The sequence below is a fragment of the Litchfieldella anticariensis FP35 = DSM 16096 genome (assembly GCF_000409775.1).
In the GTDB taxonomy this organism is placed as follows: domain Bacteria; phylum Pseudomonadota; class Gammaproteobacteria; order Pseudomonadales; family Halomonadaceae; genus Litchfieldella; species Litchfieldella anticariensis.
Genome location: NZ_KE332397.1, coordinates 1 through 22,017 on the forward strand (window position 1 = coordinate 1; position 22,017 = coordinate 22,017).

At 59.2% G+C, this 22,017-nt stretch carries 17 protein-coding genes and 4 tRNA genes; 20 read left to right on the forward strand and 1 reads right to left on the reverse strand.

Annotation, left to right across the window (positions count from 1 at the left end):
• Positions 1-177: 177 nt before the first annotated feature.
• The 5 genes from L861_RS22970 (at position 178) to L861_RS22990 (ending at position 2,395) form a co-directional block, all read left to right on the forward strand.
• Positions 178-1,158 (forward strand): biotin--[acetyl-CoA-carboxylase] ligase, encoded by a 981-nt coding sequence (locus L861_RS22970; RefSeq protein WP_016419066.1) that lies wholly within the window; start codon positions 178-180, stop codon positions 1,156-1,158.
• A complete protein-coding gene (locus tag L861_RS22975) occupies positions 1,155-1,994 on the forward strand; it encodes a type III pantothenate kinase (protein WP_016419067.1) in 840 nt (279 codons plus the stop codon). Before L861_RS22970 ends, L861_RS22975 begins: the two co-directional genes overlap by 4 nt.
• A gap of 105 nt (positions 1,995-2,099) precedes the next feature.
• Positions 2,100-2,183: transfer RNA gene (locus L861_RS22980), tRNA-Tyr, on the forward strand.
• A gap of 45 nt (positions 2,184-2,228) precedes the next feature.
• Positions 2,229-2,302 (forward strand) — tRNA-Gly (locus L861_RS22985).
• An 18-nt stretch (positions 2,303-2,320) separates the two neighbouring features.
• Positions 2,321-2,395 (forward strand) — tRNA-Thr (locus L861_RS22990).
• 215 nt (positions 2,396-2,610) lie between these two features.
• On the opposite strand, the gene L861_RS22995 is transcribed toward L861_RS22990, so the two are convergent.
• Positions 2,611-3,954 carry an IS1182 family transposase gene (locus tag L861_RS22995; RefSeq protein ID WP_035568093.1) on the reverse strand — a complete coding sequence of 448 codons (1,344 nt, stop codon included), beginning with the start codon at positions 3,952-3,954 and terminating at the stop codon, positions 2,611-2,613.
• A 180-nt stretch (positions 3,955-4,134) separates the two neighbouring features.
• Between L861_RS22995 and L861_RS23000 the strand changes: the two genes are divergently transcribed.
• From L861_RS23000 to rplC, 15 genes are all read left to right on the forward strand, one after another.
• Positions 4,135-4,210: transfer RNA gene (locus L861_RS23000), tRNA-Trp, on the forward strand.
• Between the two features lie 72 nt (positions 4,211-4,282).
• Positions 4,283-4,651: a preprotein translocase subunit SecE gene (gene secE / locus L861_RS23005; RefSeq protein ID WP_016419068.1), complete on the forward strand. Its 369-nt coding sequence runs from the start codon at positions 4,283-4,285 to the stop codon at positions 4,649-4,651.
• Between the two features lie 8 nt (positions 4,652-4,659).
• Positions 4,660-5,193, forward strand: coding sequence for a transcription termination/antitermination protein NusG (gene nusG, locus L861_RS23010; protein WP_016419069.1), 534 nt, complete (start codon positions 4,660-4,662; stop codon positions 5,191-5,193).
• A gap of 98 nt (positions 5,194-5,291) precedes the next feature.
• A complete protein-coding gene (gene rplK, locus L861_RS23015; RefSeq protein WP_016419070.1) occupies positions 5,292-5,723 on the forward strand; it encodes a 50S ribosomal protein L11 in 432 nt (143 codons plus the stop codon).
• 2 nt (positions 5,724-5,725) lie between these two features.
• Positions 5,726-6,418 (forward strand): 50S ribosomal protein L1, encoded by a 693-nt coding sequence (rplA, locus tag L861_RS23020; protein WP_016419071.1) that lies wholly within the window; start codon positions 5,726-5,728, stop codon positions 6,416-6,418.
• A gap of 274 nt (positions 6,419-6,692) precedes the next feature.
• Positions 6,693-7,196 carry a 50S ribosomal protein L10 gene (gene rplJ, locus L861_RS23025; protein ID WP_016419072.1) on the forward strand — a complete coding sequence of 168 codons (504 nt, stop codon included), beginning with the start codon at positions 6,693-6,695 and terminating at the stop codon, positions 7,194-7,196.
• A gap of 92 nt (positions 7,197-7,288) precedes the next feature.
• The gene (gene rplL / locus L861_RS23030; protein WP_016419073.1) at positions 7,289-7,657 is read left to right on the forward strand and encodes a 50S ribosomal protein L7/L12; all 369 of its coding nucleotides are present in this window, start codon (positions 7,289-7,291) and stop codon (positions 7,655-7,657) included.
• A 234-nt stretch (positions 7,658-7,891) separates the two neighbouring features.
• Positions 7,892-11,968 (forward strand): DNA-directed RNA polymerase subunit beta, encoded by a 4,077-nt coding sequence (gene rpoB, locus L861_RS23035; RefSeq protein ID WP_016419074.1) that lies wholly within the window; start codon positions 7,892-7,894, stop codon positions 11,966-11,968.
• 86 nt (positions 11,969-12,054) lie between these two features.
• Positions 12,055-16,272: a DNA-directed RNA polymerase subunit beta' gene (rpoC, locus tag L861_RS23040; RefSeq protein ID WP_016419075.1), complete on the forward strand. Its 4,218-nt coding sequence runs from the start codon at positions 12,055-12,057 to the stop codon at positions 16,270-16,272.
• Positions 16,273-16,421: 149 nt separating this feature from the next.
• Positions 16,422-16,796: a 30S ribosomal protein S12 gene (gene rpsL / locus L861_RS23045; protein WP_016419076.1), complete on the forward strand. Its 375-nt coding sequence runs from the start codon at positions 16,422-16,424 to the stop codon at positions 16,794-16,796.
• A gap of 133 nt (positions 16,797-16,929) precedes the next feature.
• Entirely contained in the window at positions 16,930-17,400 is a 471-nt protein-coding gene (gene rpsG / locus L861_RS23050; protein WP_016419077.1) for a 30S ribosomal protein S7, read from the forward strand.
• Between the two features lie 18 nt (positions 17,401-17,418).
• Complete coding sequence (gene fusA / locus L861_RS23055) at positions 17,419-19,539, forward strand: elongation factor G (protein WP_016419078.1); 2,121 nt, start codon at positions 17,419-17,421, stop codon at positions 19,537-19,539.
• A 29-nt stretch (positions 19,540-19,568) separates the two neighbouring features.
• Positions 19,569-20,762: an elongation factor Tu gene (tuf, locus tag L861_RS23060; RefSeq protein WP_016419079.1), complete on the forward strand. Its 1,194-nt coding sequence runs from the start codon at positions 19,569-19,571 to the stop codon at positions 20,760-20,762.
• A 167-nt stretch (positions 20,763-20,929) separates the two neighbouring features.
• Positions 20,930-21,241, forward strand: a complete 312-nt coding sequence (rpsJ, locus tag L861_RS23065; protein WP_016419080.1) for a 30S ribosomal protein S10 — start codon at positions 20,930-20,932, stop codon at positions 21,239-21,241.
• Between the two features lie 137 nt (positions 21,242-21,378).
• Positions 21,379-22,017, forward strand: a complete 639-nt coding sequence (gene rplC / locus L861_RS23070; RefSeq protein ID WP_016419081.1) for a 50S ribosomal protein L3 — start codon at positions 21,379-21,381, stop codon at positions 22,015-22,017.

A 22,017-nucleotide genomic window follows, 5' to 3' on the forward strand; every position in this document is an offset into this window, starting at 1 on the left:
GTCATCGTCAGGCACTTCTTCCGACCCCCCAGCCTTACAGAGGCTGGGGGGTTTTGCGTTGGGCCGAAGATTTTCAGGCGGATTCGAGTCCCTGCAAGCCGCCACTTTGGTCGCGAGCGTTCCCGGCGTTGGCTTCCATCCGCTAGAATAGGGCTTTTCCCGGCTGGGGCAATTGTCATGACCATCGGTGACCTGATTCGCTTGCTGAGCGATGGTGACTTCCACTCTGGCGAGCAGTTGGGGGAGCGCCTTGGCGTATCGCGTACAGCGATATGGAAGCAACTCAAGAAGCTCGAGGCCATGGATATACCGCTGGAGGCTGTCAAGGGACTTGGCTATCGGTTGGCTGAGCCTCTTGAGCTGCTTGACGGACCAGCGATCGTTTCCAACTTGTCACGTGATGGGCGTCGTCATTTGGCCAGGCTGTTCGTTGAGGAGGCCTTACCTTCGACCAATCTGTATCTGCGTGAACGCTTCGAGCAAGGTGCTGGCCATGGTGAAGTTTGCCTGGCTGAGAGTCAAAGCGCCGGCCGTGGGCGCCGAGGTCGAGGCTGGGCCTGCCCTTGGGGGCACGGCTTGCTGCTGTCCATTGGTTGGCGTTTCGAGAGCGGTGCGGCCGCTTTGGAGGGGCTGAGCCTGGCAGTGGGGGTTGTCGTTGCCGAGGTGCTGGAACGACATGGCATGCAAGTGGCATTGAAATGGCCAAATGACATCTTGGTGGAGCGGCACCACTCTTATCGGAAGCTGGCTGGCATCTTGCTGGAAATAAGTGGAGATGTAGCAGGCCCCTGCGAAGTTGTGGTGGGATTAGGGATCAATGTCTCGTTACCGGAGGCCATTCGTGCACAGATCGACCAGCCGGTTGCGGCTGTGCACGATGAACTGCCGGAACTCTCGCGCAATCAGTTAGCGTCCGAACTTGTCGAGGCGTTGCTGACATTGTTGGCTCGTTTCGAGGCAGAGGGGTTCGCTCCCTGGCAGTCACCCTGGAACCAGCGAAACGCTCATGCCGGAAAAGAGGTGGAGGTCATCCAGGGGCCAAGCCGATACACGGCAGAGGTCGACAGTGTGGATGCGGCAGGTAATCTGCTGGTACATACCCGTGCAGGCGTTGAACGGCTTGCCGGTGGAGAGATTAGCTTGCGTGGACGCTCATGATTCTGGATCTCGACATTGGCAATACGCTGTCGAAATGGCGTCTCAAGGATACTGCCAGCAGCGAGATTCGCTCTCGTGGAGCGGTCTGGACGCGTGAGGAATGGCGTCCCGGGTCGGATATTCCTGATCTGGATGTCGTCGAAGCGGTTCGCATATCCAGTGTGGCGCGACAGACGGTGCTGCGTGAAACGGTAGGGCTGTTGCGCCGCCAGGTCGGGGCGGTCTACGTGGCCCGCTCCACAGCCGAGGCTCTCGGTGTCACCAATGGCTATGAAGAACCGAGTCGCTTGGGGGTGGACCGCTGGATGGGGGCTTTGGCCAGCTATCAGTTGGCGGGTGGGTGTTGCAGTGTGGATTGTGGCAGTGCGATCACCATCGACTTTGTCCTCCCCGGTGGTCGACATCTGGGGGGGTATATCCTGCCGGGTTTGCGTTTGATGAAAGAGAGTCTCCAGTTGGGGACGCGCAATGTGGCGATCGACCCAGACAGCGAAGCTGATGAACTTCTAGCGCCTGGCAAGAATACCGTCGAGGCGGTCAATCATGGCATTTACATGGCGGCAGTCAGCGCCGTCAACCGTATCTACAGCGAGGTGTGCGACCGTGAGGGCGTAGCCTTGCCGTTATTATTGACCGGCGGTGACGCCAGGGTCGTGTCTCGAGGCATTCGGGTACCTCATGCGGTATGGCCGGATATGGTCTATGGCGGCCTTGAAGCTTGCTTTCCGTTGACTGCTGCCGAACGTGCTGGACGTATGTCGGGAGCGCCACGGGTGCCGGCTCCAGTGGCGCTGGAAAAAATTCGCGCCGGGCTTGCATTCTCGATGATGCTTTGACACAATTTCGCGCGTTCGCAGCAGTAGTGCCGCCGGGAATGATTCCGGGAAGTTGAGATAAGCGCTTGACAGTGCTGTGAAAAGCGGTAGAATGTGCCGCCAGTTGGAGGGGTTCCCGAGTGGCCAAAGGGAGCAGACTGTAAATCTGCCGCGAAAGCTTCGAAGGTTCGAATCCTTCCCCCTCCACCAGTTTTGCCGAGACGCTTTTGCTAGTTCGGCTGCGGAAGTGGGTAGGCGGGTATAGTTCAATGGTAGAACCTCAGCCTTCCAAGCTGATGATGCGGGTTCGATTCCCGCTACCCGCTCCAGATCTTGCAAGGTGTTGCGCTCATGTAGCTCAGGGGTAGAGCACACCCTTGGTAAGGGTGAGGTCGACGGTTCAAATCCGTCCATGAGCTCCAAATTGAAAAAAGGCGAGCGGTGGCTCGCCTCAGACTGCTGACGAACCCCGCATTTTTTGCGGGGTTTGTGTTTCTACGCTCGCGTTCTTTGCTCGCGACGGAAGGGAGCGCTACAACACGATTTATCTCTCGAGAGGCAGAAAATGGCGCTCTCAAGCGAGTATGGGGCTTCCTGAAGGTGTCGCTGGAAGGAAAATTCGACGACCGGGCCCCTCTCAGGCCGCCAAGGCCATTTTCTTGAGGTTCTGCGCTGCCGCACAGAGCAAGGCCTGCTCTCGCATTCCAGCGATTCCCCGCATGCGAGCATAGCGGTACCCATGGAGTTGCTTGGCATCTGCGAAGCTGCGCTCCACCGTCTCCTTGCGGCGCTCGTAAATTCGTTTGCCTACCGGCTCCAGCCGGCGGCTCCCCACCCGCTCCTTGGCGTCTTCCCAGACGTGGCGAGTCACCGTCTTGCGGTAGTGTTGATTGCGTGTGCAAGTCGCTAGGCGTGGGCACTCCCGGCACCAGACCGGGTCCGAGTGGTAATGACGATAGCCTTCCCGGTTGGTAGTCGCATAACGCAGCGTCTGGCCTTCTGGACAGCGGTAACCGTCCTGATCGGCGTCATACACGAAGAGGCGTTTCGGCATCATGCCTTTCGGCTTGCTGGGCCGACAATAACCGATCACACCGTAAAGTTGGCGCTTCTCCAACCCTTGGCAAATCGCGGCGGTAAAGTAACCGGCGTCCACCCCAACGGCGGCCAAATCGAATCCAAAGCGTCGGCGTTGGCGATCCAGCCGCTCCAGGTAGGGCACGCTGTCGTGCACGCTCGCGGGCGTGATGTGCACATCGGTGATGATGGCGTGCCTGCCATCCACCGTTCGGTGATCCAGGTAGAAAAACCCCTTGGGCTTGCCCTCCCGCACCATGTAGCCGCTGTCGGGATCGGTATCACTGATCTTCTTGGCGGTGGGCTCGGGTTCCGCCTCTCGACGAGGCGGCAGCGGCTTTTTTCCGTGAGCCTCCCGATCGGCGACCACCGCCTCTTCCAGCTCTGCCAGATAGGCCTGCGGTGTCGTCTCCACCTCCTGCATCGTGAAACGACGGCGATTGGCATTGGCCTTGATGTGGGTGCTGTCGGTGTACAGGACACGACCGCCCACCAGGCCCTGTTGCATCGCCTGCTCCACCACATGATCGAACAGTCGCTGCGCGATATCGCTGTCACGGAACCGCCGGCGCCGGTTCTGGCTGAAGGTCGAGGCGTCCGGCACCTTGTCGGTCAGACGCAAGCCCAGGAACCAGCGATAGGCCACGTTCACCTGAAGCTCGCGGACGAGCTGGCGCTCGCTGCGAATGCCGAACAGGTAGCCGATGAACAGCGCCTTGAACAGGAGAACGGGATCCAGCGCGGGGCGACCGTTGTCCTCGCAGTACAAGTGACGGGTCTCGTCGCGGATAAAGGAGAAGTCGATGATGGCATCGATGCGCCGGAGCAGATGATCGGAAGGCACCAGCTCTTCCAGCGTGACCATCTCCAGCTCGTGTTGGGTAGGACCGGGATCTTTTAGCATTCCCTAATAACAACAAAGTCCTGGCCGAAGGGCCAGGACTTTGTCAGCAATCTGAGGCGAGCGGTGGCTCGCCTTTTCTCTTTCCCGGTACTGCCGGGGTTGTCAGTGGGGCGTGTATCCGCTATGATAGCGCCCGCTGTTGCGCGGGTTGCCTGCAAAAGGCGTGCGCAGGCGTTGTATAGGCCAGTAGCTCAATTGGCAGAGCAGCGGTCTCCAAAACCGCAGGTTGGGGGTTCGATTCCCTCCTGGCCTGCCAGTCTTCCCCAGGCTGGCGAGATCTCATATACTGTCATGTTTCGATTGCTGCACCCTGAGGAGTCTCGTTTTCATGAAACATAACGCCGAGGTGCAGGAGTCGCGCCACGACGGGCTCAAGTGGGTGGTTGTCGTCACTCTCCTGGTGGTTGCTGTCGTCGGTAATTCTTATTTTGCCGATCAGGCCATTCTCTACCGTGTGCTGGGAGTGGTGGCAGTATGCGCTCTGGCCGCCGTGGTGGCGCTGACCACTGCCAAGGGGCGTAGTCTGGTTGAGCTGGCTCGTAGCGCGCGCAAGGAAATTCAGCGTGTTGTGTGGCCGACCCGTCCTGAGACTGTGCAGACCACCGCTATCGTGCTGGTGGCCGTGCTAGTGGTCGGTCTTATGCTATGGCTAATCGACACCCTTCTTGGCTGGGCGATGTCCGGCGTCATTGGTTAGGAGATTCCATGTCCAAGCGATGGTATGTCGTGCATGCCTACTCTGGCTTCGAAAAGCATGTCATGCGCTCTCTCATTGAGCGCGTGAAGATGTATGGCATGGAAGATCGCTTTGGCGAGATTCTGGTGCCTACCGAAGAAGTCGTCGAAATGCGTGACGGCAAACGCCGCAAGAGTGAGCGCAAGTTCTATCCCGGCTATGTATTGGTCGAGATGGAGATGGATGATGCTACTTGGCACTTGGTTAATGAAACACCTCGCGTCATGGGGTTCATTGGTGGGACCAAGGAAAAACCGGCACCGATTACCCAGAAGGAAGCCGATGCCATTCTGCGCCGTGTTCAGGATGGTACAGACAAGCCACGCCCGAAGACCGTGTTCGAGCCAGGGCAGTCTGTGCGTGTCGTTGATGGCCCCTTCGCTGATTTCAATGGTGTCGTCGAAGAGGTCAACTACGACAAGAATCGTCTACAGGTCAGCGTGCTGATCTTCGGGCGAGCGACGCCCGTCGAGTTGGAGTTTTCTCAAGTCGAGAAAGAGTGAGTCTGGGCTTGGCATAACGCAATTCATCACTCGAGTCGCCGAGGCGGCTCGATTAATCCGGGGAGCCGAAAGGCGCTACTACCCAACTGGAGTCCATCATGGCCAAGAAAGTACAGGCTTATATCAAGCTGCAGGTTGCAGCGGGTAAAGCCAACCCGAGTCCCCCCGTCGGCCCCGCACTGGGTCAGCACGGTGTCAATATCATGGAGTTCTGCAAGGCGTTCAACGCAGCAACCCAGGAGATTGAGCCCGGTCTACCGACGCCGGTGGTGATCACTGTCTATTCAGACCGTAGTTTCACCTTCGTCACCAAGACGCCGCCTGCAGCTGTCCTGCTTAAGAAAGCCGCTGGTATCAAGTCCGGCTCGGGTGAGCCGAACAAGAAGAAGGTCGGTACTGTCACTCGCGAGCAGCTCGAGGAGATCGCCAAGACCAAGGAGCCGGATCTCACGGCTGCCGATCTCGATGCTGCCGTGCGTACCATCGCCGGTAGTGCCCGTAGCATGGGCCTCAACGTGGAGGGCCTCTGATCATGGCTAAATTGTCCAAGCGCGCTCAGATGATCCGCGAAAAGGTCGATGCCTCCAAGGTCTATCCTATCGATGAGGCCGTTGCTTTACTCGCTGAGATTTCCAAGGTCAACTTCAAGGAGTCCTTGGACGTTGCTATCAATCTCGGCGTCGATCCGCGGAAATCCGATCAAGTCGTGCGTGGCGCTACCGTGATGCCCAATGGTACCGGTAAGGATGTGCGCGTGGCCGTATTTACCCAAGGCGCCAATGCCGATGCCGCCAAGGAAGCCGGTGCTGATATCGTCGGCATGGACGACTTGGCCGAGCAGGTCAAGAAAGGGCAACTCGACTTCGACGTGGTCATCGCTTCACCGGATGCCATGCGTGTCGTCGGTCAGTTGGGGCAGATCCTTGGGCCGCGCGGCCTGATGCCGAACCCCAAGGTCGGTACCGTGACGCCCGATGTGGCAACCGCGGTCAAGAACGCCAAAGCAGGCCAGGTACGTTTCCGTACCGACAAGAACGGTATCATTCATACCACCCTGGGTAAGGTCGACTTCGATGCGGCTGCCATTCGCGGCAACCTGGAGGCGCTGGTAAGCGACCTCAAGAAGCTCAAGCCGAGCACTTCCAAGGGCATTTACTTCAAGAAAATGACCCTGTCCACTACCATGGGTCCGGGTATTACCGTCGATCACAGCGCTTTTGTGTGATTGGTGGGCAATAGGCAGTAACTTTGCGGTCCCCGTGCGCTGTTTTGACAAGTGCAGGCGGGGCACCGTCAAAGACCGCAGGTGCCGCCCTTCCAAAGGCAGGGTGGCTTAATCTTCCCTCTGGGGAATGCCTGCGCAGATGGTGTGGCCGCCAGTGCGCTGGTGTGCACCATCACCCAAGAGTCCTTCGCCGCGTGGTGAAGGGCAGATGGTAACCACCGGGGTTTGCAGTGTATTCGTTACGCAGTTGCCCCGGCACGAAGGAGTGAACACAGTGGCACTAGCTCTCGAAGGCAAGAAGGCAATCGTTGCCGAGGTCAGTGAAGCCGCCAAGGACGCTCTCTCCGTTGTAGTTGCCGATTCTCGCGGTGTGGCCGTTGGCGCAATGACCGACTTGCGCAAACAGGCTCGCGAGAATGGCGTGCAGATCCGTGTTGTCCGCAACACATTGGCACGCCGCGCCCTGTCAGGTACTCCTTGGGAGTGCCTGGACGAGACTTTCTCGGGTCCGACGATGTTGGCTTTCTCTTATGAGCATCCGGGTGCTGCCGCCCGTCTGTTCAAGGAATTTGCCAAGACGCAGAAGGACTTCGAAGTCAAGGCGTTGGCCTATGAAGGTGAGTTCATCCCGGCGTCCGATCTTGATCGGCTGGCAACTCTGCCGACGTACGATGAGGCGATCGCCAAGCTGATGTCCGTCATGAAGGAAGCTTCTGCCGGCAAGCTGGTTCGTACCCTCGCTGCGTTGCGCGACCAGAAGCAGGAACAAGCCGCCTGAGCGGCGGAAGATTGCTTCAGCGCACGCGCTACTGATACACCGAGCCCTTGCCCTTCAGGCTGCAAGGCTCCGCAAAGTTTAGGAATACGAAAATGGCACTGACCAAAGAAGACATCATCAACGCCGTCGCCGACATGTCCGTGATGGAAGTCGCTGAGCTGGTTTCTGCGATGGAAGAGAAGTTCGGCGTTTCCGCCGCTGCCGCCGTCGTGGCTGGTCCGGCTGCCGCTGGCGAAGCTGTCGAGGAACAGACCGAGTTTGACCTGGTGCTGACCGCCGCTGGCGACAAGAAGGTCAACGTGATCAAGGTGGTTCGTGAGATCACTGGCTTGGGTCTGAAGGAAGCCAAGGGTGCCGTCGACGGTGCTCCGGCGACCATCAAGGAAGGCATGTCCAAGGACGATGCCGAGGAAGCCAAGAAGAAACTGGAAGAAGCTGGCGCGTCTGTGGAGCTCAAGTAACCCTTGTGTCCCAAGGCTTTGCGCGCTGCGTAAGCTTCCACGGCTGGTGGCGGGATGCCCGCTGCCGGCCTTTTTCTGTTGTTACTAGCCGGCGACCATTGTGGTCTAGCCGCTAGTCGAATTCCGACGGCGAGCTCTCAAAGAGGGCTTGCCGTCAGCGCCTGACGGAGTCGAATCCGTTCGGTGGCGCCGACACGCATCGGTCACCCATGGTGAACAAGCTGGGGAATACAGATGGCTTACTCATACACTGAGAAAAAACGCATCCGCAAGGATTTCGGCAAACTGCCCCAAGTGATGGATGTGCCTTACCTGCTGGCCATCCAGCTTGATTCCTACTACGACTTTCTCCAGCAGGATCGTGCGCCGGAAGAGAGGCTCGAGGTCGGTCTGCATGCCGCCTTCAAGTCCGTGTTTCCGATCGAGAGCTTTTCAGGCAATGCCGCTCTCGAGTATGTCAGCTACCGCTTTGGCACCCCGGCGTTCGACGTCAAGGAGTGCCAGTTGCGGGGCGTCACCTACTCGGCACCACTGCGGGTCAAGGTTCGCCTGATCATCTACGACAAGGAGTCGTCGAACAAGGCGATCAAGGACATCAAGGAGCAGGAAGTCTACATGGGGGAAATCCCCCTGATGACCGAGAACGGCACCTTCGTTGTTAACGGGACCGAACGCGTCATCGTTTCTCAGCTGCACCGCAGCCCGGGTGTGTTCTTCGATCATGACAAGGGCAAGAGTCACTCTTCCGGCAAGCTGCTCTATTCTGCTCGCGTGATTCCTTACCGCGGCTCCTGGCTGGATTTTGAGTTCGATCCGAAGGACAACGTCTTCGTGCGTATCGACCGTCGCCGCAAGTTGCCGGCTACGGTGTTGCTGCGTGCGTTGGGCATGAGCGCCGAGGAAATCCTTGACACCTTCTTCGACACCAGCACCTTCCATGTCGAGCAGTCTGGTTTTTCGGTGGATCTGGTCCCGTCACGCCTGCGTGGCGAAACGGCGACGTTCGATATCAAGGACGTCGATGGTGAAGTGATCGTCGAGGAAGGTCGCCGTATCACCCAGAAGCATATCCGGCAGATGGAAAAGTCGGGCCTCGAGCGCCTCGAGGTGCCGATGGAGTACCTGTTCGGCAAGATCTTGGCGAAGGATCAGGTCGACCCCAATACCGGCGAGTTGATCTGTGAATGCAATACCGAGGTCACCCCCGACCTGCTCGAAAAGCTGGCCAAGGCGGGGATCACTACGCTCGAGACGTTGTACACCAACGACCTCGACTGTGGGCCTTTCGTCTCCGATACCCTCAAGCTGGATACCACGCGTACCCAGTTGGAATCGTTGGTGGAAATCTACCGCATGATGCGCCCTGGCGAGCCCCCGACCAAGGAGGCTGCCGAGACGCTGTTCAATAATCTGTTCTTCACCGAGGATCGTTACGATCTCTCCGGTGTCGGTCGCATGAAGTTCAACCGCCGTCTGCGTCGTGAGAGCGACACCGGCTCGGGGGTGCTGGACAAGCAGGACATCCTCGATGTGCTCAAGGAACTGATCGCGATTCGCAACGGTTTCGGTGATGTCGACGATATCGACCATTTGGGTAACCGCCGCATTCGCTGCGTCGGTGAAATGGCCGAGAACCAGTTCCGTGTGGGCTTGGTGCGCGTCGAGCGTGCGGTCAAGGAACGTCTGTCCATGGCCGAGAGCGAAGGCCTGATGCCGCAGGACCTGATCAATGCCAAGCCGGTAGCAGCGGCGGTCAAGGAGTTCTTCGGTTCCAGTCAGCTTTCTCAGTTCATGGACCAGAACAACCCGTTGTCCGAGGTCACCCACAAGCGTCGCGTCTCGGCGCTCGGTCCGGGTGGCTTGACCCGTGAGCGGGCGGGCTTCGAGGTGCGTGACGTGCACGCCACGCACTATGGGCGCCTGTGCCCCATTGAGACCCCAGAAGGGCCGAACATCGGCCTGATCAACTCGCTGGCTACCTACAGCCACACCAATAGCTACGGCTTCCTCGAGACCCCGTATCGCAAGGTCGTGGATCGCCAGGTGACGGATGATGTCATGCACCTGTCGGCCATTGAAGAAGGTGACTTCGTCATCGCTCAGGCATCGGCCACCGTTGACGAAAGCGGTAAGCTGGTCGATGACTTGGTACAGGTCCGTCACCGCGGTGAGACCACCTTCATGACGCCGGACAAGGTCACCTTGATGGACGTGTCACCGCGTCAGGTGGTGTCGGTGGCTGCGGCGCTGATCCCGTTCCTCGAGCACGATGACGCCAACCGCGCGTTGATGGGCTCGAACATGCAGCGCCAGGCAGTGCCGACTCTCCGCGCCGACAAGCCGCTGGTCGGTACCGGCATGGAGCGTTTCGTGGCGCGTGACTCTGGTGTCTGCGCCGTGGCGCGCCGCGGCGGGGTCATCGATTCGGTCGATGCCAAGCGTATCGTGGTGCGGGTCAACGAAGACGAGATCATCGGCGGTGAAGCTGGCGTCGATATCTACAACTTGACCAAATATGTGCGGTCCAACCAGAACACATGCATGAACCAGCGCCCCATCGTGCGCCCCGGTGATGCGGTGGCGCGCGGCGATATTCTCGCTGACGGTCCGTCCGTCGACATGGGCGACCTGGCTCTGGGTCAGAACATGCGTATCGCGTTCATGCCGTGGAACGGCTACAACTTCGAGGACTCGATCCTGGTGTCGGAGCGAGTGGTGCAGGAGGATCGCTTCACCACCATTCACATTCAGGAACTGACCTGTGTGTCGCGCGACACCAAGTTGGGGGCCGAGGAGATTACCTCGGATATTCCCAACGTGGGTGAGTCTGCGTTGTCCAAGCTCGACGAGGCGGGTGTGGTTTACATCGGTGCCGAGGTTGGGCCTGGTGACATTCTGGTAGGCAAGGTCACGCCCAAGGGCGAAACCCAGTTGACTCCGGAAGAGAAGCTGCTGCGTGCCATCTTCGGCGAGAAGGCTTCCGACGTGAAGGATACCTCGCTGCGTGCCCCAACCGGCATGCGTGGCACCGTGATTGACGTACAGGTGTTCACCCGCGATGGGGTGGAGAAGGATTCTCGGGCTCTGGCCATCGAGCAAATGCAGCTCGACGAAGTGCGCAAGGATCTGCAGGAAACCTATCGTATCGCTGAAGATGCGACCTTCGAACGTCTCAAGCGCACCCTGTCCGGACAGGCGGTCAATGGCGGTCCTCAGCTCAAGAAGGGCGATGTGCTCAGCGACGAGTACCTTGAGGAACTGCCGCGTCAGCAGTGGTTCAAGCTGCGTCTGCAGGACGAGTCGCTCAACGAGCTGCTGGCCCAGGCTGATGAGCAGCTCGAGAACCGCCGCAAGGAAATGGACGAGCGCTTCGAAGACAAGAAGCGCAAGCTCACCCAAGGCGATGATTTGGCGCCGGGCGTGCTCAAGATCGTCAAGGTCTACATGGCGGTCAAGCGTCGTATTCAGCCAGGCGACAAGATGGCTGGTCGTCACGGTAACAAGGGTGTTATCTCGGCCATCATGCCGGTCGAGGATATGCCTTTCGATGAAAACGGCGAGCCGGTTGATATCGTCCTCAACCCGCTGGGTGTGCCATCACGGATGAACGTCGGTCAGGTACTCGAGACCCACTTGGGGATGGCGGCGCGTGGCCTAGGCATGAAGATCGAGCGCATGTTGCGTGAGGCTCGTGAGCAGCAGGTGGGTGAGATTCGTGAATTCCTGGGCAAGATATACAACTCGCCCGGTACACGCATCGAGGATCTCGACTCGCTCTCCGATGACGAGATCATTGCCCTGGCGAAGAACCTGCAGGGTGGTGTGCCCATGGCTTCACCGGTGTTCGATGGTGCCAAGGAGCATGAGATCAAGCAGCTGCTCAACCTGGCCGAGCTGCCGGAGTCCGGGCAGATGGCCCTGTACGATGGCCGTACCGGCGAACCGTTCGACCGTCCAGTGACGGTGGGCTACATGTACATGTTGAAGTTGAACCATCTGGTCGACGACAAGATGCATGCGCGTTCCACTGGCTCTTACTCGCTGGTTACCCAGCAGCCGCTGGGTGGCAAGGCGCAGTTTGGTGGCCAGCGCTTCGGTGAGATGGAGGTTTGGGCCCTGGAAGCTTATGGCGCAGCCTACACCCTTCAGGAGATGCTCACGGTCAAGTCCGACGACGTGGAAGGTCGTACCAAAATGTACAAGAGCATCGTCGATGGCGACCACACCATGCAGGCGGGCATGCCGGAGTCCTTCAACGTGCTAGTGAAGGAGATCCGTTCGCTGGGCATCGATATCGAGCTGGAAAGCTGAGCGCCCGACGTACTTGTGAATGACGGTCCGCGGGGGTGGAGCTGTTCCCACCCCCGCCCATGACAACTCCGCTACGGAGCCGACCCATGAAAGATTTGGTGAAAGTCCTCAAATCGCAGGCACAGTCCGAAGAGTTCGACGCGATCAAGATCACGCTCGCGTCACCGGACATGATTCGCTCCTGGTCTTACGGCGAGGTCAAGAAGCCCGAGACCATCAACTACCGTACCTTCAAGCCGGAGCGTGACGGCCTGTTCTGTGCCAAGATCTTTGGCCCGGTAAAGGACTACGAGTGTCTGTGCGGCAAGTACAAGCGCATGAAACATCGCGGCATCATCTGTGAGAAGTGTGGCGTAGAGGTGACCAAGGCCGCGGTGCGTCGCGAGCGTATGGGCCACATCGAGCTGGCTTCTCCAGTGGCGCACATTTGGTTCCTCAAGTCGTTGCCGTCGCGTATCGGTATGTTCCTCGACATGACGCTGCGCGATATCGAGCGCGTCCTCTACTTCGAGAGCTTTGTGGTCATCGATCCGGGCATGACCACCCTTGAGCGTGGTCAGTTGCTCAACGACGAGCAGTATTTCGAGGCGCTGGAAGAGTTTGGTGACGACTTCGATGCACGCATGGGCGCTGAAGCCGTCCAGGCACTGCTCAAGGACATCGATCTGGATGAGGAGATCGATCGGCTGCGCGAGGAGATTCCGCAGACCAACTCCGAGACCAAGATCAAGAAGCTGTCCAAGCGCCTCAAGCTGTTGGAAGCTTTCAGCAAGTCCGGCAATGACCCGGCATGGATGGTCATGGAAGTGTTGCCGGTGCTGCCGCCCGATTTGCGTCCGCTGGTACCACTCGACGGTGGCCGTTTTGCGACCTCGGATCTCAACGATCTGTATCGCCGGGTGATCAACCGCAATAATCGTCTCAAGCGGCTGTTGGACCTCAATGCGCCGGACATCATCGTGCGCAACGAGAAGCGCATGCTGCAGGAATCCGTCGATGCCCTGCTCGACAACGGGCGTCGTGGTCGCGCGATTACCGGCTCCAACAAGCGTCCGCTGAAGTCGTTGGCCGATATGATCAAGGGCAAGCAGGGGCGTTTCCGTCAGAACCTGCTGGGTAAGCGTGTCGACTATTCCGGCCGCTCGGTGATCACTGTAGGGCCGACCCTGCGTCTGCATCAGTGTGGTCTGCCCAAGAAGATGGCACTGGAACTGTTCAAGCCGTTCATCTACTCCAAGCTGCAGACCACTGGCCAGGCGTCGACCATCAAGGCCGCTAAGAAGATGGTCGAGCGTGAGTTGCCGGAAGTGTGGGATATCCTCGCCGATGTCATCCGCGAGCACCCGGTATTGCTCAACCGTGCGCCGACCCTGCACCGCTTGGGTATCCAAGCCTTCGAACCACTGCTGATCGAAGGCAAGGCCATCCAACTGCACCCATTGGTGTGTGCCGCGTACAACGCTGACTTCGATGGTGACCAGATGGCGGTCCACGTGCCGCTGACCCTGGAAGCGCAGCTCGAAGCCCGGGCGTTGATGATGGCCACCAACAATGTGCTGTCACCGGCTAATGGCGAGCCGATCATCGTGCCGTCCCAGGACGTGGTGCTGGGTCTGTATTACATGACGCGCGAGAAGATCAACGCCAAGGGCGAGGGTATGGTGTTCGCCAACCTCAATGAGGTCGAGCGTGCCTTTGGTACCCAGAGTGTATCGCTGCACGCTCGGGTCAAGGTGCGTTTGACCGAGTATCTGCCCGACGAGGAGGCCGGTGAGCTGGTCGAGAAACACTCGATCTTCGACACCACCGTTGGTCGTGCGCTGCTGTTCCGTATCCTGCCCAAGGGTGCGCCCTTCGAGTTGGTCGATCAGCCGATGAAGAAGAAGGCGATTTCCAGGCTGATCAATGAGGTCTATCGCCGCGCCGGTCTCAAAGAGACGGTGATCTTCGCCGACCAACTGATGTACACAGGCTTCCGCTTGGCCACGTGGTCTGGTGCTTCCATCGGCGTTAACGATTTCGTCATCCCCGAGTCCAAGAAAGGCATCGTCGATGCCGCCGAGGATGAAGTGAAGGAAATCGAGGATCAGTTCTCCTCCGGCCTGGTGACAGCGGGCGAGAAGTACAACAAGGTCATCGACATCTGGTCCAAGGCCAACGACAAGGTCGCCAAGGCGATGATGGCGGGTATTTCCAAGGAAACCGTCATCGACCGCGAAGGTAAGGAGGTAGAGCAAGACTCCTTCAACAGCGTGTTCATCATGGCTGACTCCGGGGCGCGTGGTAGTGCCGCTCAGATCCGTCAGTTGGCGGGGATGCGTGGCCTGATGGCCAAGCCTGATGGCTCGATCATCGAGACACCGATTACCGCCAACTTCCGCGAGGGGCTGAACGTACTGCAGTACTTCATTTCCACGCACGGGGCGCGTAAGGGTTTGGCGGATACTGCACTCAAAACCGCTAACTCCGGTTACCTGACTCGCCGCTTGGTTGACGTGGCCCAGGACTTGGTGATTACCGAGACCGATTGTGGCACCGAAGAGGGCTTGACGCTGCACCCCATCATCGAGGGTGGCGACATCATCGTCTCCTTGGCGCAGCGCGTGCTGGGGCGTGTCGTGGCCCAGGATGTCATCGATCCGGCTACTGACGAGGTGCTGATACCCAAGGGCACCTTGCTTGATGAGGCTTGGTGCGCTGACCTCGACACCATGGGTGTCGATGAGATCGTCGTGCGCAGTACCATTACCTGTGACACCGCTCATGGCGTGTGTTCGTCCTGTTACGGTCGCGATCTGGCGCGCGGGCATCAGGTCAATATCGGCGAGGCCGTAGGTGTCATTGCTGCCCAGTCGATCGGGGAACCGGGTACCCAGTTGACCATGCGCACGTTCCACATCGGTGGTGCGGCATCGCGTGCCTCTGCGGTGGATAGCGTTCAGGTCAAGCATGGCGGCAGGGTGCGTCTGCACAACATCAAGTCAGTGGAGCGTGCCGACGGCAAGTTGGTGGTGGTATCTCGCTCCAGCGCCTTGGCAGTGGCCGACGAGCATGGTCGCGAACGCGAGTATTACAAGCTGCCCTACGGTGCCGAGCTCTCTGTCAAGGATGGTGAGGCGGTTGACGCAGGTCAGGCAGTGGCCAAGTGGGATCCGCACACCCACCCGATCGTCGCCGAAGTCGAGGGCAAGGTGCAGTACATCGACATGGAGGAAGGTATCTCCATCCACCGTAGTGTGGACGAGATGACTGGCCTGTCGTCGATCGAGGTGATCGAGTCGGGAGCCCGCCCTGCAGCGGGGCGCGACAAGCGGCCGATGATCATGCTCGCCAACGAAGCCGGCGAACATGTAGCGCTGCCGGGCTCCAACACGCCTGTGCAATATCTATTGCCCGGCAATGCCATCGTTTCCGTCGACGACGGTACGAAGATCGGCATCGGCGAAATCATCGCCAGGATTCCGGTCGAAGCGTCCGGTACCAAAGACATCACCGGGGGTCTACCGCGTGTTGCCGATCTATTCGAGGCACGCAAACCCAAGGAGCCAGCGATTCTCGCTGAGGTTAGCGGTGTGGTCAGCTTCGGTAAGGAGACCAAGGGTAAGCGGCGTCTGACGATCACCCCTGAGTCCGGTGATCCGTTCGAGATGCTGATCCCCAAATGGCGTCAGATCGCGGTATTCGAAGGTGAGACGGTCGAGCGTGGTGAAGTGATCTCCGACGGTCCGAGCAATCCTCACGACATCCTGCGTCTGCTGGGTGTCGCGGAGCTCGCCAAGTACATCACAGCTGAAGTGCAGGAGGTTTACCGTCTGCAGGGTGTGGGCATCAACGACAAGCACATCGAAGTCATCGTGCGTCAGATGCTGCGCAAGGTCGAGATCACCGATGCGGGAGACTCGAGCTTCATCACTGGCGATCAGATCGAATTGGTGAGAGTGCTGGAGGAAAACGCGCGACTGGTCCAGGACGAAAGGTTCCCGGCCAAGTACGAACGCCTGCTGCTGGGTATCACAAAGGCGTCACTCGCCACTGAGTCCTTCATCTCGGCGGCTTCCTTCCAGGAGACCACACGAGTGTTGACCGAAGCGGCGGTGACCGGCAAGCGTGACTACCTGCGCGGTCTGAAGGAAAACGTGGTGGTGGGACGTCTGATCCCAGCCGGTACCGGCCTGACCCACCACGCGGAGCGCAAGCGTAAGCGTGAAGACGCCGAGCGCACGCTCCAGCCGTCGGCTTACGACGTCGAGCAGGAGCTGGGCGCCCAGCTTACTGCGCTCGATGCCGATGACGACGATATCTAAACGATTGTCATCTTGGCCGGTGCCCCTGGGGCGCCGGCCTTGACGGCGATTGCGACGAGACAGTAGAATGCGCAGCCTTTAATAGTGGGGTGGGTACGTCCATGCCCATTATAAAAGGCTAAGGCAACCATTGGAGTCAGCTACAGACCATGGCAACGATCAATCAGCTCGTGCGCAAGCCGCGCAAGCGCCCTGTCGTCAAGAGCGACGTGCCGGCGCTGCAGGCCTGCCCGCAAAAGCGCGGTGTCTGCACCCGCGTGTACACTACCACCCCGAAGAAGCCGAACTCGGCGTTGCGTAAGGTATGCCGTGTGCGCCTGACCAACGGTTACGAGGTGTCTTCCTATATCGGTGGTGAAGGCCACAACCTTCAGGAACACTCCGTGGTCCTGATTCGTGGGGGCCGTGTCAAGGATTTGCCGGGTGTGCGTTATCACACCGTCCGCGGTGCTTTGGACACTTCTGGTGTTCAGAACCGTAAGCAGGGCCGTTCCAAGTACGGCACCAAGCGTCCCAAGGCATAAGCCGGGGACCTCTCGTTCAATTCAGTATCGAAACGGTCAGATAAGAGTAAGGTCGAGCGTCGTCCAAGTGCAGTGCTATCAGAGGGCGGGAGTCTCGGGTTTACCTGAAGGACCCTTTAACTGAGGGCTTATCATGCCTAGAAGAAGAGTTGCTGCTAAGCGCGAAATCCTTCCGGATCCGAAGTTCGGAAGCGAGCGTTTGGCCAAGTTCATGAACCACCTGATGATCAGTGGCAAGAAGTCCGTAGCTGAGCGCATCGTCTATGGTGCGCTGGATAGGGTTGCCGAACGTAGCAAGGAAGAGCCGCTGGACATCTTCGACAAGGCGTTGGAAGCCATCCAGCCGATGGTCGAGGTCAAGTCACGCCGTGTCGGTGGTGCCACCTATCAGGTGCCTGTGGAAGTCCGTCCTTCACGTCGTCAGGCGCTGGCCATGCGCTGGCTGGTGGACGCTGCCCGCAACCGTGGTGAGAAGACCATGGTGCAGCGTTTGGCCGGCGAGATGCTGGACGCCGCCGAAGGCAAGGGCGCTGCTGTGAAGAAGCGTGAAGACGTGCACCGCATGGCAGAAGCCAACAAGGCTTTCTCACACTACCGCTTCTAATCTACGGGGAGTTCCAACGTGGCACGCAAGACTCCACTCAAGCGTTACCGCAATATCGGTATCGTTGCCCACGTCGACGCCGGGAAGACCACCACTACCGAGCGTGTCCTGTTCTATACTGGCCTGTCTCACAAGGTTGGCGAGGTTCATGATGGTGCTGCCACCATGGACTGGATGGAGCAGGAGCAGGAGCGTGGCATCACCATCACCTCCGCGGCGACGACCTGCTTCTGGCAGGGTATGAACAAGCAGTTCGATGAGCACCGCATCAACATCATCGACACTCCGGGGCACGTCGACTTCACCATCGAGGTCGAGCGTTCGCTGCGCGTGCTCGACGGTGCCGTGGTGGTGCTGTGCGGCAGCTCGGGCGTGCAGCCGCAGACCGAAACCGTTTGGCGTCAGGCTAACAAGTACGAAGTTCCGCGCATGGTGTTCGTCAACAAGATGGACCGTGCCGGCGCCGACTTTTTCATGGTCGTCGATCAGCTCAAGGAGCGGCTCAACGCCAATGCGGTGCCGATCCAGATCAACTGGGGTGCCGAGGACGAGTTCAAGGGCGTGGTCGACCTGATCACCATGAAGGCCATCCTGTGGAACGAAGACGACCTGGGCATGACCTATGACTTGGTCGAGATTCCCGACGAGCTGCGCGAAACCGCCGAGCAGTATCGTGAAGAGATGGTAGAAGCCGCCGCCGAGGCGTCCGAAGAGTTGATGGACAAATACCTCGAAGGGGGCGAGCTGACTGCCGAGGAGATCAAGGCAGGCCTGCGTCGTCGCACGCTGGACAACGAGATCGTGCTGGTCACCTGCGGCTCGGCGTTCAAGAACAAGGGCGTGCAGGCCGTTCTGGATGGTGTGATCGAGTACATGCCATCACCCACCGAGGTCAAGGCCATCGAGGGTGAGCTGGACGATAAGGACGGCACTATCGAAACCCGCGAAGCGGACGATAGCGCTCCCTTCTCGGCGTTGGCATTCAAGATCGCCACCGATCCGTTCGTTGGCACCCTGACCTTCATTCGCGTCTACTCCGGGGTGCTGAAGTCCGGTGACAGCGTCTACAACTCCGTCAAGCAGAAGAAGGAGCGCGTCGGCCGTATCGTGCAGATGCATTCCAATTCGCGCGAGGAGATCAAGGAAGTCTACGCTGGTGATATTGCCGCTTGTATCGGCCTCAAGGACGTGACGACCGGCGATACCCTGTGCGACATCGAGAACAAGATCGTTCTCGAGCGCATGGAGTTCCCGGATCCGGTCATCTCGGTGGCTGTGGAGCCGAAGTCCAAGGCCGACCAGGAGAAGATGGGCGTGGCACTGGGTAAGCTCGCTCAGGAAGACCCGTCGTTCCGCGTCAAGACCGACGAGGAAACCGGCCAGACCATCATCTCCGGCATGGGCGAGTTGCACCTTGACATCATCGTCGACCGCATGCGTCGCGAATTCAAGGTCGAAGCCAACATCGGCAAGCCGCAGGTGGCGTATCGCGAAACCATTCGCGGTAGCGTCGAACAGGAAGGCAAGTTCGTGCGTCAGTCGGGTGGTCGTGGTCAGTTCGGTCACGTGTGGCTGCGTATCGAGCCGCTGACCGCGGCAGACAAGGGCGACGACGAAGACATGCACTTCAAGTTCGCGTCCGAAATCGTCGGTGGCGTGGTTCCCAAGGAATACGTGCCGGCCGTCGAGAAAGGAGCCTATGAGCAGCTGCAGAACGGTGTCATCGCGGGTTACCCGATGATCGACGTCAAAGTCACGCTGTACGATGGCTCCTATCACGACGTGGACTCCAACGAGACCGCGTTCAAGATCGCCGCTTCCATGGCGATCAAAGAAGGTGCCAAGAAGGCCAAGGCCGTGCTGCTGGAGCCGATGATGAAGGTCGAAGTCGTGACCCCCGAGGATTTCATGGGTGACGTCATGGGCGACCTGAACCGTCGTCGCGGTCTGGTGCAGGGCATGGATGACTCGTCTTCGGGCAAGGTCATCCGCGCAATGGTGCCGCTGGGCGAGATGTTCGGTTATGCAACCGATCTACGTTCTCAGACCCAGGGCCGCGCAAGCTACTCCATGGAGTTTGCGAAGTACGACGAGGCGCCCTCCAGCGTCGTTGAAGCCGTCATCAACCAGAACGGATAACCGTTAGCTAACGTAAAGAGGTTATAGCAGTGGCTAAGGAAAAATTTGAACGTTCCAAACCGCACGTCAACGTCGGCACCATCGGTCACGTCGACCACGGCAAGACCACTCTGACTGCGGCCCTGACCCGTGTCTCCGCCGAGGTGTTCGGTGGTGAGTGGCGCCAGTTCGACTCCATTGACAACGCGCCGGAAGAGCGTGAGCGCGGTATCACCATCGCCACCGCTCACGTCGAGTATCAGTCCGAACAGCGTCACTATGCGCACGTCGACTGCCCGGGGCACGCCGACTACGTCAAGAACATGATCACTGGTGCCGCCCAGATGGACGGCGCGATCCTGGTCTGTTCCGCCGCCGATGGTCCCATGCCGCAGACTCGTGAGCACATCCTGCTGTCTCGTCAGGTCGGCGTTCCCTACATCGTCGTGTTCCTGAACAAGGCCGACATGGTCGACGATGAAGAGCTGCTCGAGCTGGTCGAGATGGAAGTCCGCGAACTGCTGTCCGAGTACGACTTCCCGGGCGACGACACTCCGATCATCATCGGCTCTGCCCTGATGGCTCTGGAAGGTAAGGACGACAACGGCATGGGCACCACCGCCGTTGCTAACCTGATCAAGGCCCTGGATGACTACATCCCGGAGCCGGAGCGTGCCATCGATCAGCCGTTCCTGATGCCGATCGAGGACGTCTTCTCTATTTCCGGTCGCGGTACCGTAGTCACCGGTCGTATCGAGCGTGGCATCATCAAGAGCGGTGAAGAAGTGGAGATCGTGGGTATCCGCGATACCACCAAGACCACCGTTACTGGTGTCGAGATGTTCCGCAAGCTGCTCGATGAAGGTCGTGCCGGTGAGAACGTCGGTGCCCTGCTGCGTGGCACCAAGCGTGACGAGGTCGAGCGTGGTCAGGTTCTGGCCAAGCCAGGCACGATCACTCCGCACACTGTGTTCGAAGCGGAAGTCTACGTGCTGTCCAAGGAGGAGGGTGGTCGTCACACCCCGTTCTTCAAGGGCTATCGTCCGCAGTTCTACTTCCGTACCACCGACGTTACCGGTACCTGTGAACTGCCGGAAGGCGTCGAGATGGTCATGCCTGGCGATAACGTCAAGATGACCGTCACCCTGATTGCGCCGATCGCCATGGAAGATGGCCTGCGCTTCGCCGTGCGCGAAGGTGGTCGTACCGTGGGTGCTGGCGTCGTCTCCAAGATCATCCAGTAAGCCTTAGGCTCGCCCGATGATCGAAGGGGGCTCCAGTGGGAGCCCCCTTTTCTGCGCATGTTTTCCCCATGTGTTTGACTCGGGGGGCAGGCATGCCTATAATGCGCATCCTTTGAATGCGTGGGTAGACGGCTCGCGCCGTCGACATCCATTGGAGTTTAGGGCAAATGCAGAACCAGAAGATTCGCATTCGGTTGAAGGCGTTCGACCATCGCCTGATCGACCAGTCCGCTGCGGAAATCGTTGAGACCGCCAAGCGGACGGGAGCTCAGGTGCGCGGTCCGATTCCGCTGCCGACCAACCGTGAGCGCTACACCATCCTGATTTCGCCACACGTCAACAAGGACGCGCGCGATCAGTATGAGATTCGCACTCATAAGCGTGTGCTCGACATCGTCGAACCCACGGAAAAAACCGTCGATGCACTGATGAAGCTCGACCTCGCCGCTGGCGTGGACGTGCAGATTAAACTCGACTGATATCACACTAGACACTTGCGGCAAACTGCCTGGCAGATGCCGCCGCGCCGGGATGGCGCCACACAATGTGCTAGTGGAATGCTCTGGAAAGGGCAGCCATAGCGGGTGATAGCCCCGTACACTATAGGAGACTGAGCATGACTATCGGTTTGGTCGGTAAAAAGGCCGGGATGACCCGTGTCTTTACCGAAGATGGCGCATCCGTGCCCGTAACCGTGATCGAGGTTGAGCCTAACCGCGTGACTCGCGTCAAGACCGTCGAAAGCGACGGCTACAGCGCGGTGCAGGTAACAACCGGTTCCCGCAAGGCCAAGCACCTGACCAAGGCGCAAGCTGGTCAATTTGCCAAGGCAGGTACCGAGGCCGGTCGTTCATTGATGGAGTTTCGTCTGGCTGAAGGCGAAGAAGCTCCGGACGTGGGCGGCGAACTCACCGTATCCCTCTTTGAAGCTGGTCAGAAGATCGATGTGACCGGCACCTCCAAGGGCAAGGGCTTCCAAGGCGCTGTCAAGCGCTGGAACTTCCGCACCCAGGACAACAGCCACGGTAACTCCCTGTCGCATCGCGCGCCAGGTTCCATCGGCATGTGTCAGACCCCGGGTCGTGTCTTCAAGGGCAAGAAAATGGCCGGTCAGATGGGTAACGTCCGCTGCACCGTGCAGAGCCTGGAAGTCGTCCGTGTCGATGCCGAGCGCAACCTGCTGCTCATCAAGGGAGCTGTCCCTGGTGCGCAGGGTAGCGACGTCGTCGTGCGCTCTGCCGTGAAAGCTCGCTGA